The sequence below is a fragment of the Kitasatospora sp. NPDC056076 genome, assembly GCF_042266305.1.
Taxonomy (GTDB): Bacteria; Actinomycetota; Actinomycetes; order Streptomycetales; family Streptomycetaceae; genus Kitasatospora.
In genome coordinates this window covers 88339-104265 of sequence record NZ_JBHJWG010000026.1, presented here as the reverse complement: position 1 = coordinate 104265, position 15927 = coordinate 88339, and the positions used below count along the sequence as shown (strand labels likewise).

Annotated in this window: 6 protein-coding genes; all 6 read left to right on the top strand. The window is 74.3% G+C overall.

Annotated features, from left to right (window positions below; all coding sequences use genetic code 11):
• A partial coding sequence (locus tag ACFC1T_RS22185) for an amino acid adenylation domain-containing protein (RefSeq protein ID WP_375891092.1) occupies positions 1–3665 on the top strand: 3665 nt, incomplete at its 5' end.
• A 2-nt stretch (positions 3666–3667) separates the two neighbouring features.
• Positions 3668–7336, top strand: a complete 3669-nt coding sequence (locus tag ACFC1T_RS22180) for a type I polyketide synthase (protein ID WP_375891091.1) — start codon at positions 3668–3670, stop codon at positions 7334–7336.
• Positions 7329–8693, top strand: a complete 1365-nt coding sequence (locus ACFC1T_RS22175) for an MFS transporter (RefSeq protein WP_375891089.1) — start codon at positions 7329–7331, stop codon at positions 8691–8693. The genes ACFC1T_RS22180 and ACFC1T_RS22175 overlap by 8 nt, the downstream gene beginning before the upstream one ends.
• 75 nt (positions 8694–8768) lie before the next feature.
• Positions 8769–10049: a cytochrome P450 gene (locus ACFC1T_RS22170; protein WP_375891087.1), complete on the top strand. Its 1281-nt coding sequence runs from the start codon at positions 8769–8771 to the stop codon at positions 10047–10049.
• A gap of 102 nt (positions 10050–10151) precedes the next feature.
• Positions 10152–10856: an SDR family oxidoreductase gene (locus tag ACFC1T_RS22165; RefSeq protein ID WP_375891086.1), complete on the top strand. Its 705-nt coding sequence runs from the start codon at positions 10152–10154 to the stop codon at positions 10854–10856.
• Between the two features lie 141 nt (positions 10857–10997).
• Positions 10998–15899, top strand: a complete 4902-nt coding sequence (locus ACFC1T_RS22160) for an amino acid adenylation domain-containing protein (RefSeq protein WP_375891084.1) — start codon at positions 10998–11000, stop codon at positions 15897–15899.
• The last annotated feature ends 28 nt before the right edge of the window (positions 15900–15927 follow it).

The following is a 15927-nucleotide window of genomic DNA, read 5'->3' as shown; positions in this document are numbered from 1 at the left end:
CGCGACTGCCCGGGTTCATGGTCCCGGCCGAGCTGGTGTTCCTCTCCGAGCTGCCGCTCACCCGCAACGGGAAGATCGACCGCGACCGCCTCGGTGACCCGGCCCTGCGCGTCGGCGCGGCCGCCGGAACGAGCGGGGCGGTCACCGGCCGGAGCGTCACCGAGCTGGTCGCCGCCCAGGTCCGGGCCCGGCCCGAGGCCCCCGCCGTCCAGGACCCGGTGACCGGCGCCGCTCTGACGTACGCCCAGCTGTGGCACCGGGCCGGCGTGCTCGCCGACCGCCTGACCGCGGCCGGGGTCGGTCGAGGCGCGGTCGTCGCCGTCGACCTGGACCGGTCGGTCGAACTCGTGGTGGCCTTCCTCGGCATCGCCCGCAGCGGCGCCGCGTACCTGCCGTTGGACGCCGGCGCCCCGGCGGACCGGGTGGCCGACATCATCACCGGCTCCGGCGCGGCTGCCGCCGTGGTCGGCAGCCGACGGCGGATGCCCGCCGGGCTCACCGTGCTGACCGCGGACGCCGACCCGGGCGCCGACGAGCCGCAGCCCGGTGAGCCGGGGTCCGGCACGTCGCGGCCCGGCCCCGCACACCCGACGGCGGGTGGCGAGGACCCCCTCTACGTCTGCTACACCTCCGGCTCCACCGGCCGTCCGAAGGGCGTCCTGGTGCCGCACCGCGCGGTCGTGCGCCTGGTCGAGGGGGCCGTCTACTGCCCGATCGAACCCGGCGACCGGGTGGCCAACACCTGCAACCCCGCGTTCGACGTCACCACCTGCGAGATCTGGTCCACGCTGACCTCCGGCGGCACCGTCGTCCCGCTGCCGCTCCTCACCGACCTCACCCTGGACGAGTGGACGGCACTGGTCCGCGAGGCCGGGATCGCCACGATGTTCCTCACCACCTCGCTGTTCCACACCGTGGCCTGGGAGCAGCCCGACGCCTTCGCACCGCTGCGCAACCTGGTGGTCGGCGGCGAACAACTGGACCTGGCCGCGAGCCTGCGGGTGCTGGCCGCCGGGCCGCCCGCCCGTCTGGTCAACGGCTACGGGCCCACCGAGGCCACCGCGTTCGCCACCTGGTTCGAGTGCACCGCCAAGAGCCTGGCCGACCGCCGGCGGGTCCCGATCGGGCACCCGCTGCAGCAGACCACCGCGTACGTGCTCGACGACGACCTCGCCCCGGTGGCTCCGGGCACGCCCGGAGAGCTGTGCCTCGGCGGCCCCGGCGTGGCGCTGGGCTACCTGGGCCGCCCCGAGCTGACCGGCGAGCGCTTCGTCACCGAACCGCGCACCGGCGAGCGGATCTACCGCACCGGCGACCTGGTCCGTGAACTTCCCGACGGTGCGCTGGAGATGACCGGCCGCCGGGACCGTCAGGTGAAGCTGCGCGGGTTCCGGATCGAGCTGGAGGAGATCGAGCAGGCCGCCGTGGCGACCGGGCTCGTCGAGGCCGCCTTCGTGGAGAAACTGGGCGAGGGCACCGCCGCCGAGCTGGCCGGCTGCGCCGTGGTCGGCGCCGCCTCGGAGCCGACCGGCGACGACCTGCCCGACACCCTGTCGGCCCGGCTGGCCGACCGGCTGCCCGGGTACATGGTCCCTGGGCGCTGGCTGGTGCTCTCCGAGCTGCCGATCGGCCCGACCGGCAAGGCCGACCGGGCCCGGATGCTCGAACTCCTGGAGCGGGCCGGGACGGTGGCCGAACCGGCCGGGCAACCGGACACCCCGGGTCGCCGACTGACCACGCCCACCGAGCTGTTCCTCGCCGAGATGTGGACCGAGCTGCTGGAACGGCCGGTCACCTCGGGTGACGCCTCCTTCTGGTCCCTGGGCGGCCACTCACTGCGCGGGGTCACCCTGCTGGCCCGGATCCGCGAGCGGTTGGGCGTGCGGTTGAAGCTGCGCGACCTGTTCAAGCACGGCGTCCTGTCCGACCTCGCGGCGCACATCGACGCCCAGCGGGGCGCCGCGGCCGCACCCGCCGCGCCCGCCGCCGCGCGCGAGGAGTCGGCGGCCTCGGGCTTCCAACAGCAGATCTGGCTGGCCGAGCGGCTCGACCCCGAACCCGGCCGCTACAACGTGCCGTTCGCCTGGCGGCTGACCGGTGAACTCGACCGGGCGCGGCTCGCCGAGGCGCTCGCCCGGGTCGTCGAACGGCACGAGGCGCTGCGCACGACCTTCGAGCAGAGGCCGGACGGCGTCCGCCAGCTCATCGGCGCGCCGTGGCGACCCGAGGTGCACCGCGAGCGCTGCGCGAGCGCGGCCGAACTGGACGGGCTGCTGCGCGCCGAGGCGGACCGCCCCTTCGACCTGACCACCGGGCCGCTGCTGCGGGCGGGGCTGGTCGACACCCCGGACGGCCAGGTCCTCACTCTGACGATCCATCACATCGTCTTCGACATATCTTCGTTGCCGCTCCTGCTCGCCGAGATCCAGCGCTGCTACCAGGGCGCCGGGGCCGCGCCGGGCCAGCAGTACCGCGACCTGGTCGCGGCCGTGGAGCAGAGCGACCCCGCGGGCCTGGACCGCTGGGTGGAGCGGCTGACCGGTGCACCGAGCCGGCTCCCGCTGCCGGCCCCGCACGCCCCGCAGCCGCACGGCAGTGTCGCCCTCGACCTACCCGCGGACCTCCTCCGGCGGATGCGTCCGCTCCAGGAGGAGCTGGGTGTGTCCTGGTTCATGGTGGCCGCCGCCGCCCTGATCGGCACCCTGCACCGCTGGACCGGCAGCAGCGACCTCACCTTCGGCTTCCCGACCGACACCCGGACCTCGCCCGAGTTCCAGGACGTCATCGGCCCCTGCCTGAACACCGTCGTGGTGCGCTCCCGGCACACCGACGGCGACACCCTCGCCGACCTGCTCGAAGCCACCCGGGACGGCATCCTGGACGCGCTGGACGACCAGCACGTTCCGTTCGGGACGGTGGTCACCGCGCTCAACCCACCGCGATCGGCCGGGTCCACGCCGTACCTCGACGTGGTGCTCGCCCCGCAGGCGCACGCCGAGACGCCCGCCCGGCTGGGCGACCACGAGCTGCTGCCCCTGACGGTCGGCGAAGGCACCGCGACGGTCGGGAAGTTCGCACTGACCCTCGGCCTGACCGTGGTCGGCGAGCGGATGACCGGCTCGCTGCTGTACCGGGGCGATCGGCTCTCGGCCGAGTCGGCCGCGGAGCTGGCCCGGCGGTACGCGACCGTGCTGGAGGCCGTCCTGGACGACCGCACCCGCTCGCTCGTCGGGCTGGTGCCGAACGCGCCCGCCGTCGCCGCCCCTGACTCCACAGCGCCGGCCACCCCCACCCCTGGCGGGGCCGCTGCGGCTGTTCCCGCCTCGCCCGGCGAGGACGTGGTCGAACGGGTCACCGCGCTCTGGTCGACGGTGCTCGCCACCGCCGACCTCGGTCCGGACGACAACTTCTTCGACCGGGGCGGCAACTCGCTCAAGCTGGTGACCCTGCACGCCGAGCTGTGCCGCGCCTTCGCGGTGGAGCTGCCGGTCCAGCGACTGTTCGAGAACTCGACGATCCGGACGATGGCCCGCTTCCTCGCGGCCGAATCCGGCTCGGCAGGCGCCGCCCAGGCCGCGCCCGCGCCGGCCGCCGCCCCGGGTCTGGACGCGGACGCGCGCGGCGCCGCCCGTCGGAAGATGCGGCCGCGCGCCGCGGGAAGGTGATCGTGGACACCGAAGCCGAACTCGCCGAGGGGGCCGTCGCCGTCGTCGGCATGGCCTGCCGCTATCCCGGCGCGGAGGACGTGAGCTCCTACTGGGCCGCTCTGCGGTCCGGCACCGAGGGGATCACCCGCTTCGACCCGGCCGCCCTGGTGGCGGCCGGGGCCGACCCGGAGCTGGTCCGGCGGCCCGACTACGTCCCGGCCCGCGGGGTGCTGCCGGCCTCGCGCGGCTTCGACTGGTCCTTCTTCGGCTACAGCCGCGCCGAGGCCGCGACCATCGACCCGCAGCACCGGATCTTCCTGGAGTGCGCCTCCCAGGCCGTCGACGACGCCGGGATCGACCCGACCCGCTTCCCCGGCTGGATCGGCGTCTTCGCCGGTGCCGAGGGCACCACCCTGCCACCGCGCGACGACATCGACCCGATGGCGCAGGTCATCGGCGCCCGGCCGGACTTCCTCACCAGCCGGGTCGCCTACCGACTGGGCCTGCGCGGCCCGGCGATCACCGTGCAGACCGCTTGCTCCACCTCGCTGGTGGCGGTGCACCTGGCCGTCCAGAGCCTGCTCGCCTACGAGTGCGACGCGGCGCTGGCCGGTGGCGTCTCGCTGGCCCCGCACGGCGAGTTCGGCTACCTCTACCAGGAGGGCGGGATCCTCTCCCCCGACGGACACTGCCGGCCCTTCGACGAGGAGTCCGCGGGCACCGTGCCCGGCGAGGGGGTCGGCGTCGTCGTCCTCAAGCGGCTGGAGGACGCACTGCGCGACGGCGACCGGATCGCCGGCCTGGTTCTCGGCTCGGCGCTGAACAACGACGGCGGGGACAAGATCGGGTACACCGCGCCGTCCATCCCCGGCCAGCGGGAGGCGATCCTGCTGGCCCAGAAGGTGGCCGGGATCGACCCGGCCGACCTCGACTACGTCGAGGCCCACGGCACCGGCACCCGGATCGGCGACCCGGTCGAACTCCAGGCCCTCACCGACGCGTTCCGCCGCTCGACCGACTCCGTCGGCCAGTGCTGGATCGGCGCGGTGAAGAGCAACCTCGGCCACACCGGCTCCGCATCCGGTGTGGCGGGGATGATCAAGACGCTGCTCATGATGGAGCACGGCGAGCTGGTCCCCACCCTGCACTACCGGCGGCCCAACCCGCTGCTGCGGTTGGCCGAGACGCCGTTCCGGATCGCCGACCGGCTGCGACCCTGGCCGGAGCGCGGCAGCAGGTTGGCCGCCGTCAGCTCCTTCGGTGTCGGCGGAACCAACGCCCATGTGGTGCTGGGTGGTTCGCCGCAGCGCAGCCGTCCGGCCGCCCGGTCCGGGCACCGGCTGCTCGCGGTGTCCGCCGCCTCCCCGGACGGACGGGACCGGCTGCGCCACGCCCTCGCGGACCGGCTGGAGTCCGACGCCGCCGCGGCCGAGGGCGGTGCCGAGCCCGGCACCGGGTCCGTCGCCCTGGCCGAGGCCGCCCGCACCCTCGCGGGGCGTCGTCGGCACGACTGGCGCCGGGGCGTGGTGGCCGGGAGCCCGCAGGAGGCGGCCCGCCTGCTCCGGGAGGCGCCCGCCGCCCGGACCCCGGCCGCGATCGACCGGGTCGCCTTCCTGTTCCCCGGCCAGGGAACCCTGACCGGACCGGCCGGAACGGCCGCGTACCGGCTGCTCCCCGGTTTCCGGGCTTCGTTCGACGAGTGGTCCAGCGTGGTCCGGGAGACCTGCGGGCTCGACCTCTCTCCCGTCGTCACCCCCGGGCCGGCACCGGCCGGCTGGTTCGTCGACACCGTCAACCAGCAACTCGGGCTGCTGGCCCTCGGCCACGCCCTCGGACGGCAGCTCGCGGACTGGGGTCTCACCCCCACCGCGATGCTCGGCAACAGCATCGGGGAGTACGTCGCCGCGACCCTCGCCGAGGTCTGGACCCCGGCAGAAGCAGCCCGCCTGGTGCACGCCCGGGCCACCGCCATGCGGGACACCGAGCCCGGCCGGATGGCCGCCGTCACCGCCTCCCCCGAAGAGGTGACCCGCCGGATCGGCAGCGGGGGCTCCGTGACCCTCGCGGTGGCCGGCCCCGAGCGGGTCGTGATCTCCGGACCGGCCTCCGCGGTGGACGAACTCCTGGCCGGCGACGCCCTGGCGGGCCTCGACGTACGGCTGCTCGACGTCGGCCGCGCGTTCCACTCCGCGGCCATGGAGCCGGCGAGCCGGGCGCTGCGCGAGGCCGTCGCCGCCGTCCCGGGCCGGGAACCCCGGCTGGGTCTGGTCTCCAACACCACAGGCGACTGGGCCGACCCCACCGCCGTCCGCACGCCCGACTACTGGGCCGAGCAACTGCGCCGCACCGTCCGCCTGGACGACGGCCTGGCCACCGTGCTCGCCGCGGACTGCGACACCTTCCTCGAACTCGGCCCCGGCACCTCGATGACCGGAGCCCTGCGGCGCCACCGCGACTGGGACGCCGCCCGCACCGCCCTGCCGCTGCTCGGCCGGGGCGGCGGGGACGGCGAGCGCGAGCTCCTGCTCGCCGTCGGCGCGCTCTGGGAGCGGGGCGCCGACCTCGACCCGGAGGAACTGCTCGGCGCGGACCGGCCGTTCCGGACCTCGCTGCCGGCGCACCCCTTCGACTCCCAGGACCCGGCCACCGAACCGGTGCGCCCCTCCCGAGCGCGCGCCCGGACCACCGCGGTGGCCGGGCCCGTCCACCAGGTCCTGGAACGGCTCTGGCGGACGGCACTGGGCGTGACGTCCGCGGCCGAGGGCGACGACTTCTTCACCCTCGGCGGCGAATCGCTGATGCTCGTGAACCTGATGAGCGAGGTGCGCCGGCACACCGGGGCCGCCGTCCCGGTCGCCGACTTCACCGCGACGCCGACCTTCGGAGCGCTGGTGAAGCTGGTCGAGCAGCACGCCGCCGAGAGCGCGCCCACCCCGCCCGGCCTGGTGACACTCCGCTCGGGCGTCGGCCGGCCGCTGTTCCTCGCCGCCGACGCGATGGGCAGCACCGGCAGCTACGCAACCCTGGCCTCACTCGTCGACACCACCCGCCCGATCCTCGGACTGGAACCCGACGGGCCCGGCCGACCGGCGGGCGGCACCGGCCGGTTCGGCCGGCCCGTGACCATCGAGGCCGTCGCCGCCCGGAACGTCGCACTCCTGCGGCAGGCGCAGCCCTCCGGCCCGTACACCCTCGGCGGCTGGTCCTTCGGCGCGGTGGTGGCGCACGAGACGGCGCGGCAACTCATCCGGGCCGGAGCGGAGGTCGACGTCCTGTTCTGCCTCGACGGCTTCGCGCCCGACCGGCGCGGCCTACCGATCGCCACCGACCCCGGCTTCCTCGCCGGGAACCTTCGGCTCCAGCTCGACGCCGTACTCGGCACCGGCACGGTCGGCGGCCGGCTGCGCCGACTCCCGGCGCTGCGGCGGCAGTTCGTCGCCAACATCGGGGCCGTGCTGCGCTACCGGCCGCGCCCGATCAGCTCCCCGGCAGTGGTGCTCAAGGCGGCCGCCGACGAGCGGACCGCGGCCGTGCTGCAACGCGGCCTGCGGCAGCTGTACACCTCCGTCGAGGTGTACCCGGTTCGCGGCGACCACTGGTCGGTCCTGTCCGAACCCGATGCCCGTCCGGTCGCCGCGCACCTGGCGACGATCCTGGCCGGGACCACCGCCGTGAACCGAGATGAGTGACCCCGTGAAGCCCGTCGAACCCGATGCCGCCGAACCCGATGCCGCCGATTCCGGTGCTTTCGAGCCGGGCACCGCCGAACCTTCGGACCTCGCATCGGCAGTCCCCGCAAGCGCCGCCCCGGCCTCCCCCGCCCAGGACGTGCCGCTGATCCGCAACCGCGACTTCCAGGCGCTGTGGATCAGCCGCTTCCTCGCCAGTGTGGGCAAGGAGTCGGCCGAGGTCGCCTATCCGCTGTTGATGCTCGCCATCACCGGTGAGGCCGCCTACGCCGGCGCCCTCGGTGCGACCCAGCTCATGGTCACCGGAGCCGTGTCGATCGCCGGCGGCACCCTCGCCGACCGGATGGACCGCCGGAAGCTGCTGATCGCCTGCGACGCCACCCGGGCCCTGATGCTGCTGCTCTTCGGCGCGCTGGTGCTGGCCGACCGGACGAACGTGCCGGCCGTCTTCGTCCTCGCCGTCGTCTCCGCGGTCTGCCTCGGTCTCTCCGAACCGCCCGCCCTCGCCGCGATCAAGCAGGTGGTACCGGCCTCCCAACTCACCCGCGCGACCGCCCAGAACCAGATCCGGCCGCTCGGCGCGACCGTGGCCGGCGCCCCGATCGGCAGCTCACTGTTCGGGGTCGCCCAGGCCCTGCCCTTCGTCGCCACCGCACTGACCTTCGTCTGCTCGGCGCTGACGCTGCTGTTCATCCGGCGCCCGATGCAGGCGGCGCCCACCGGCAACGACGAGCGCCGCAAGGCCCTCGACGGCTTCCGGTTCATCCTGGGCCGCCCGGTACTGGTGATCTGGATCGTCTGGATCATGGGCTCCAACATGGCCTTCAACCACACCGGGGCCTTCCTCGCGCTGATCGCCACCGCCAAGGAGCGCGGCGCCTCCGAACCCGAGATCGGCATGATGCTGAGCATCGCCGGCGCCGGCGGGCTGGTCGGCGCGGCCCTGGCCACCTGGGTGCTGAACCGGCTGCGCCCCGCGACGATCTTCCTCGCCGCGGCCTGGCTGGGCCCGGTCGCCGCCTTGCTGCTGATGACCGTGCCCGGAGTGCTGCCGCTCGGCCTCCTGCTGGCCTGCGTCTTCCTGCGCGGTCCGATCGTCAACGCGCTCTTCTTCGCGTACGTCGCCGTCCTGGTGCCCGACCGGCTCCAGGGCCGGGTGATGGGCGCGGTGATGTTCCTGTCCTACGTCGCCCAGCCGCTGGGCATCCTGGCGGTCGGCTCGATCTTCGACCTCGGCGGCGCGCCCTGGGTCTTCGCCTTCATGGCCCTGGTCTCGTCGCTGGCGGCGCTGCCGACCCTCACCCGGCTGATCCGTCGGCTGCCCCATCCCGACGCGCTGGCGACCGCCCCTTCCTGACACCCGCACCTCCAGCAGTTCCCGCCGTTGCAGCACCTCCTGACCGCCCGCATGCGCCTAGTCGAGGGAATCACCGTGTCCGAAACCCGTTCCGAAGCCCGTCCGGAAGCCCGTCCGGACGGCGCCGTCTGCCCCTTCCGCGTCCCCACCGAGTTCGTCACCGACCCGGGGGCGGACCCGCACCCGGCCACCGCCGAGCTTCGCGCCCAGGGGCCGGTGCACCCGATCGACTTCCCCTCCGGGGCCGACGGCTCCTACGTGGTGATCGACCACGACAGCGTCACCCGCGCGTTCGGCGACCCCCGGCTGTCCAAGCGTCTGGACGCCGCCCCGGCCTGGTTCCGCGACCAGACCCTGCAGAACAGTTCGGTGCTGGCCAGCAACATGCTGCTCGCCGACGGCGCCGAGCACACCAGGCTGCGCAGCCTGGTCAGCCGCGCGTTCGTGCCGCGCCGGATGGAGCTGCTGCGCCCGCAGATCCAACGGATCACGGACGACCTGATCGACGCCTTCCCGGAGTCCGGCGAGCTCGACCTGCTGGACGCCTTCGCCCTGCCGCTGCCGCTGATGGTCATCTGCGCCTTCCTCGGAGTCCCGTACGAGGACCGGCCGTTGTTCCAGCACTGGGGCAAGGTGCTGAGCCAGGACCCGAGCCAGGAGGGCGACGCGGCCCGCGAGCGCAGGTCGGTCAACGACGCGGTGGTGGAGTACTTCACCGACGTCCTGGCGAAGCGACGCGCCGAGCCGCAGGAGGACCTGCTCGGCGACCTGGTCCGGGCCGCCGACGAGGACGGCGTGTTCACCGACGCCGAGCTGATCTCCACCGCGATCTTCCTGATCATCGCCGGCCACAAGACCACCGCCAACCTGATCGGCAACGGCGTGTGGGCCCTGCTGACCCATCGCGACCAGCTGGAACTGCTGCGCTCCCGTCCGGAACTGATGGACCCCGCGGTCGAGGAGTTCCTCCGCTACGAGGGCTCGGTGGACCGCGGCACGCTGCGCACCACCACCGAGGACGTCCGGATCGGCGACACGGAGATCCCCAGCGGCAGCTTCGTCCACCTCTCGGTGTCCGCGGCCAACCGGGACGCGGCGGTCTTCCCGGACCCGGACCGCTTCGACATCACCCGCAGCCCCAACCGGCACATGACCTTCGGTCACGGCCCGCACTTCTGCGCGGGCGCGCCGCTGGCCCGACTGGAGGGGCAGATCGCCTTCGCGACGCTGCTGCGCCGCCTGCCCGAGCTGGAACTCGCCGTCCCCGCTGACCGGTTGACCTGGGTCGCCGACAGTTCGATCAGTCGCGGCCTGGAGGACCTGCCGGTACGGTTCACCAGTCGCCTGCCGCGCTGATCCGCCCGGGCGGCCGTAACCGAGAGCGCCGGACCAACGCGCGCTGAACCGAGGAGCGCTGCACTGCGGAGCGCTGCACCGAGGAACAAGGAGCACCACCTCATGACCGACTCCCCCGTCACCCTCATCACCGGCGGTTCGAGCGGCATCGGCGCCGCCACCGCTCGCCGACTGCTCGCCGAGGGCCACCGGGTGACCGTCACCGGCCGCGACAGCGACCGGCTCGCCCGCTTCGCCGAGGAGACCGCCGCGAAGCCGGACACCCTGCTCACCATCGCCGCCGACGCCGCCGACCACGAGGCCGTCGAGGCCGCTGTCCAGGCCACCGTCCGGACCTTCGGCCGGCTGGACACCGTCGTCGCCAACGCCGGTTACGCCACCCACGACTCGCTCGCCGACGGCGACCCGGCCGGCTGGCGCGACATGGTCCTCACCAACGTGCTCGGCCCGGCCCTGCTCATCCGGTCCTCGCTGGCCGCGTTGAAGGAGTCCAAGGGCCGGATCGTGCTGATCGGCAGCGTGGCCGGCGTGGTCTACACCCCCGGCAACATCTACGGCGCCACCAAGTGGGCGGTGACCGGCCTCGCCGAGAACACCCGCCGGATGGTGACCGCGGACGGGATCGGCGTCACCCTGGTCGCCCCGGGCCGGGTGGAGACCAACTTCTGGGAGGGCGCGGGCGGCGCCCCCCAGGGCCTCAACCTGACCGCCGACCAGATCGCCGACTCCATCGTGTGGGCGGTCCGCCAGCCGGCCGGCGTCGATGTGAACACCGTCGTCATCCGTCCGGTCGGACAGTCCGTCTGACGGCTCGTCCGCCCCTGCGGGCAGGCCGTGCGCAACGGCCTGCCCGCCCCCGCACCCACGTCGCCGAGATCGGCCGCCGCACTTCGTACGCCTTCCGGTGACGCCCAGTCGCCACCCGCGAGACTCCAGGAGCGCCAGCACATGACCACCGACCCCGGGACGACCACGGGACCGGACCTCGCACCGACGTCCCCCGACGGCCTCCAACACGAGCTGGCCCGGCTGTGGGCCGAAATATTCGGGGTGGCGGCCGTCGACCCCGCCGTGGACTTCACCGAGCTCGGCGGGAACTCCCTGCACGCGGCGCGGGTCGCCGCCAGGATCCGCGGGCGCCACGGCGCCGACCTCACCGTACGGGACCTCTTCGAGGCCCGGACCGTCGCCGGCCTGGCCCGACTGCTCGACCAGCGGCTGCGCCACCGCTCGGACGGCTCCCCGGCCCGGGCGGCCGCCCTGCCTCCGGTGCGCCGGGCACCGGGCGAAGGCCCCGCACACTCGCTCGGCCAGCGCCGACTCTGGTTCCTCGACCACCTCAGCCCCGCCGCCGGCGTCTCCTACAACGTGGCGGCGGCCACCCGGCTGCACGGTCCGCTCGACCGGTCGGCGCTGGAGGCCGCCTGGGCGTCGGTGGCCCGCCGACACGAGCAGCTGCGCACCACCTTCCACCTCGTCGGCGGCGAGCTGGGCACCCGGGTGCACGACGCCGTCGCACCGCTGCGCACCACCGACCTGAGCGGGCACCAGGCCCCCGAGCAGGAGGCCCTGGACCGGGCGGCGCAACTGGCCGCCGAACACATCGACCTCGGCCGGGAGCCGCTGCCGCGGCCGGCCCTGTTCCGGCTGGGCGAGGACGAACACCTGCTGGTGCTCGTCCTCCCCCACCTGATCGCCGACGGTCGGACCCTGGACGTCATCGACCGCGACCTCGCCCGCGCCTACCGGCGGCACACCGGCGGCCCGGACGAAACCCCGCCCGAGCCGGCGCTGTCCTACCGGGACTTCGCCCACTGGCAGCAGGAGCTCGCGGCCGCGCCGGACGCCGACGCCCGGCTCGCCCCCTGGCGCGCCTACCTCCAGGACGCCCCCACCACCCTCGACCTCCCCGCTGACCACCCGCGCCCCGAGGTCCGCAGCCACCGTGGCCGCCGGGTCACCCTGCGCACCGGCGCCGCCCTGCTGACGGCGGCCCGCGAGCTCGCCGCCGCCACCCGCACCACCCCGTACGCGGTCTGCCTCGCCGCGTACGGCCTGCTGCTGGGCGAACAGACCGGCCGCCGGGACGTCCTGGTCGCCTCCCCGACGGACGGCCGGCCGGAGCCCGCGCTGGAGGACGTCGTCGGGTTCTTCACCAACACCGTGCCGGTCCGGCTGCGGCCGGACGGCGGCAGCTTCCGGGACGCCGTGAAGGAAGCCCACGGCTCGGCGCTCGACGCCGTCGAGCACCAGTACGTGCCCTTCGAGCGGCTGGCCACCGAGTTCGCTCCGGCCGGTGACCTCTCCCGCACCCCGCTGGCCCAGGTCGCCCTCGCCTACCAGGGGCCGCTGCGCCCGCACGCCGGACTGGCCGGCCTGACCGCGCGGCCGCGGACCGTGGACAACGGCACCGCCAAGTTCGACCTGACCCTCGAAGTCCACGAGGACGGCGAGGAGTTCGTGCTGAGCGCCGAATACAGCACCGACCTGTTCACCGAGCAGCGGACCAAGGCCCTGCTCGACCGGTACGTGGAGCTGCTCGCCTCGGCCCTCGACCGGCCCGACCACGCGACGGGGCCGAACCGGTCCGCCGTTCCCGCGCAGTCCTCGGCCGCGGCCGCGACGCCGAACGACGCGCCCGACTGGCAGGGCCTCTGCCTGCACGAGGCCTTCGCCGAGGTGGCCGCCCGCCACCCGGACGCGATCGCCGTCACCGACGGCACCCGTCGGCTCAGCTACGCCGAGCTCGACCGGGCCGCCAACCGGCTGGCGCACCGCCTCCGCCGGCACGGCGCCGATGTCGAACAGCTCGTCGGCCTGTGCGCCGAGCGCACCGTCGACCTGGTGGTCGGCCTGCTGGCCATCCTCAAGTCCGGCGCCGGCTACCTGCCGCTCGACCCGCGCCACCCGGCTGCCCGGCTCGACGCCACCCTCACCGACGCGGGCTGCCGCCTCCTCGTCGGCGACGCCGAGTCCTGCGGGCCGCTGCTCGGCTCCGCGGAGCGCACCCTCGTCCGGCTCGACACCCCTCACGACGAGGAGTCCGGTGACGACGAGGCCGTACGACCGCCGCGGTCCGAGGTGGGCCCGGGCAACGTCGCCTACGTGATCTACACCTCCGGCTCGACCGGCAAGCCCAAGGGCGTCATCGTCACCCACGCCAACGTGACCAGGCTCTTCACCGCCACCACGGCGGATTTCGGCTTCGGCGCCGACGACGTCTGGACCTTGTTCCACTCGATCGCCTTCGACTTCTCGGTCTGGGAACTCTGGGGGCCGCTGCTGTACGGCGGCCGCCTCGTCCTCGTCCCCTACCTCGCCAGCCGTGACCCGATGGTCTTCCTGGAGCTCCTGCGCACCGAGCAGGTGACCGTCCTCAACCAGACTCCGACAGCCTTCCGGCACCTGGCCGCCGTCGCCGAGGACGCCGGGTTCCCGCCGCTCGCCCTGCGCACGGTCGTCTTCGGCGGCGAGGCGCTCGACCCGGCGATGCTGCGCGGCTGGGCCGGCGGCTACGGCACCGCCCGTCCACGCCTGGTCAACATGTACGGGATCACCGAGACCACCGTCCACGTGACCGTCCGCCCGATCGGTATCGCCGACCTCACCGGCTCGACCAGTCCGATCGGCCGCCCGATCGGCGACCTGCGGGTGCACGTCCTGGACGAGCAGTTGGCCGAGGTACCGCCCGGCTCCGAGGGCGAGATGTACATCGGCGGCCCGGGTGTGGCCCGCGGCTACCTCAACCGCCCCGAGCTGACCGACGAGCGCTTCGTCCAGGACCCGTTCGGCGGCCCGGGCGAGCGGCTCTACCGCTCCGGCGACCTCGCCGTCCGCCTGCCGGACGGCGAACTCGAGTACCGGGGCCGGGCCGACCAGCAGGTCAAGCTGCACGGCTTCCGGATCGAACTCGGCGAGATCGAGCGCGCACTGCTCGACCAGCCCGGGGTGCGCAGCGCCGCCTGCGTGCTGCGTGAGGACACCCCTGGTGTGCCGCGGCTGGTCGGCTACCTGGTGCCCGCCCCCGGCCGACCGCTCGACGCGGAGTCCGTCCGCTCCGCGCTGGCGCAGCGGCTGCCGGCGCACATGCTCCCGGCGGCCTTCGTCCGGCTTACCGCTCTGCCGCTCACCGCCAACGGAAAGCTCGACAAGGCCCAGCTGCCGGTGCCCGGCACCGAGGCGGCGGAGGCCGCACCGGGAACCCACGCCCCCCTGGCCGCCCGCACCGCTCCGCGGACCGAGACGGAGCGCCGGCTCGCCGAGGTCTGGCACACGGTGCTGCGCGGCGACGAGCCCGACGTGCACGCCAACTTCTTCGCCGTCGGCGGTGACTCCATCATCGCCATCCGGCTCGGCGTGGCCGCGCGGGCGGCCGGACTGCCGGTGACCATCGAGAGCATCTTCCGCAACCCCACGGTCGCCGATCTGGCCCGCCACTGCGACCTCACCGCCACTGCCGAGGAACCGGTCGAACCGGCGCCGCTCTCCACCACCCTGGCCGACCTCGCCCCGGACTCGCTGCCCGACGACGTGACGGACGCCTACCCGACCGCGGCGATGCAGCTGGCCATCGTGTACGAGTGCGAGCTCGCGGACGACGAGGAGTCGGGCCTGTACCACGACCTGATCAGCGTCCGGGTGGACGGTGTCTTCGACCGGCCCGCGCTGGAGACCGCGCTCGCCGACCTGGGCCGACGGCACGAGATCCTGCGGACCTCGTTCCACCTCGGCCTGTTCCGCGAGCCGATGCAGCTCGTGCACCGGCAGGCCCTCGTCCCGCTCACGGTCGAGGACCGCCGGCACGGCACGGAGCTGGGCGACAAGGAGCGCGAGGCCCTGCTGCACGCCTGGTGGGAACGGGAGAAGGCGGATCCGTTCTCCCTCGACGAGCCGCCGCTGGTGCGCTGCGCCGTCCTGCACGACGGCCCGCAGGCCTTCCAACTGTCCTTGGCGGTCCACCACTCCATCCTCGACGGGTGGAGCCTCGCCAGGCTGATGACGGAACTCCTGCTGGCCTACGACGCGCGGCTCGGCGCGACCGACGCCGCCCTGCCCGACCTGCCGCGCACCAGGTACCGCGACTTCGTCGCCGCCGAGCAGTCCGCCCTCGCCGATCCGGCGGCCCGGGACTACTGGGCCGAACTGCTCTCGGCCACCGCGCCGGCCGCCGACCTGCCGGTCCTGCCCGGCGGCGGGACCACCGACGAGTTCGCCTTCCACGCGCCGCTCCCGGCCGAGCTGGACGCCGAACTCGACAGGGTCGCAGGCGAGTTGGGCATCCCGGTGAAGAGCGTCTACTATGCCGCCCACGCCTGGGCACTGGGCCGGCTCACCGGCCGTGCCGACACCGTCGGCGCGATGCAGGTCAACGGCCGGATGGAGCAGGAGGGCGGGGACCTCGTCCTGGGTCTGCTGCTCAACATGGTGCCGGTGCACGTCCGGGTCGACGGTGGCCGCTGGGCCGACCTCGCCCGGACCGCCTTCGACGCCGAGCGGGAGCGGCAACCGCACCGGCGGTACCCGCTCGCCGCCATGCAGCAGCTGGTCGGGCGCGACCACCGCCTGTTCGAAGTGGCCTTCAACTACACCGACTTCCACGCCTTCGACGACCTCGACGCGCTCGCCCGGATCCGCACCGGCGACTGGTGGTTCTCCGACCGGCACAGCTTCCCGCTGATGCTGGAGCTCACCCGCTCCCCGCACACCGGGGAGCGTGCCCTGTCCGTCACCGTGGGCGTGGACAGCCCCCTGGCCGGCACCGGTGCACAGCTCGGCGAGCTGGTCCTCGAGGCCCTCCGACGGATCGCCGCCGACCCGCACGCCGAGTACCCCGCCGTCGGCGGGGTGTGACCGGTCCACCCGAACCCGTGCCGGCCCG

What these genes read in the sequence shown, in the direction of transcription:
- ACFC1T_RS22175 (WP_375891089.1), top strand. Translation starts at nt 7,329, where the DNA reads ATGAGTGACCCCGTGAAGCCCGTCGAACCCGATGCCGCCGAACCCGAT.
- ACFC1T_RS22165 (WP_375891086.1), top strand. Translation starts at nt 10,152, where the DNA reads ATGACCGACTCCCCCGTCACCCTCATCACCGGCGGTTCGAGCGGCATC.
- ACFC1T_RS22160 (WP_375891084.1), top strand. Translation starts at nt 10,998, where the DNA reads ATGACCACCGACCCCGGGACGACCACGGGACCGGACCTCGCACCGACG.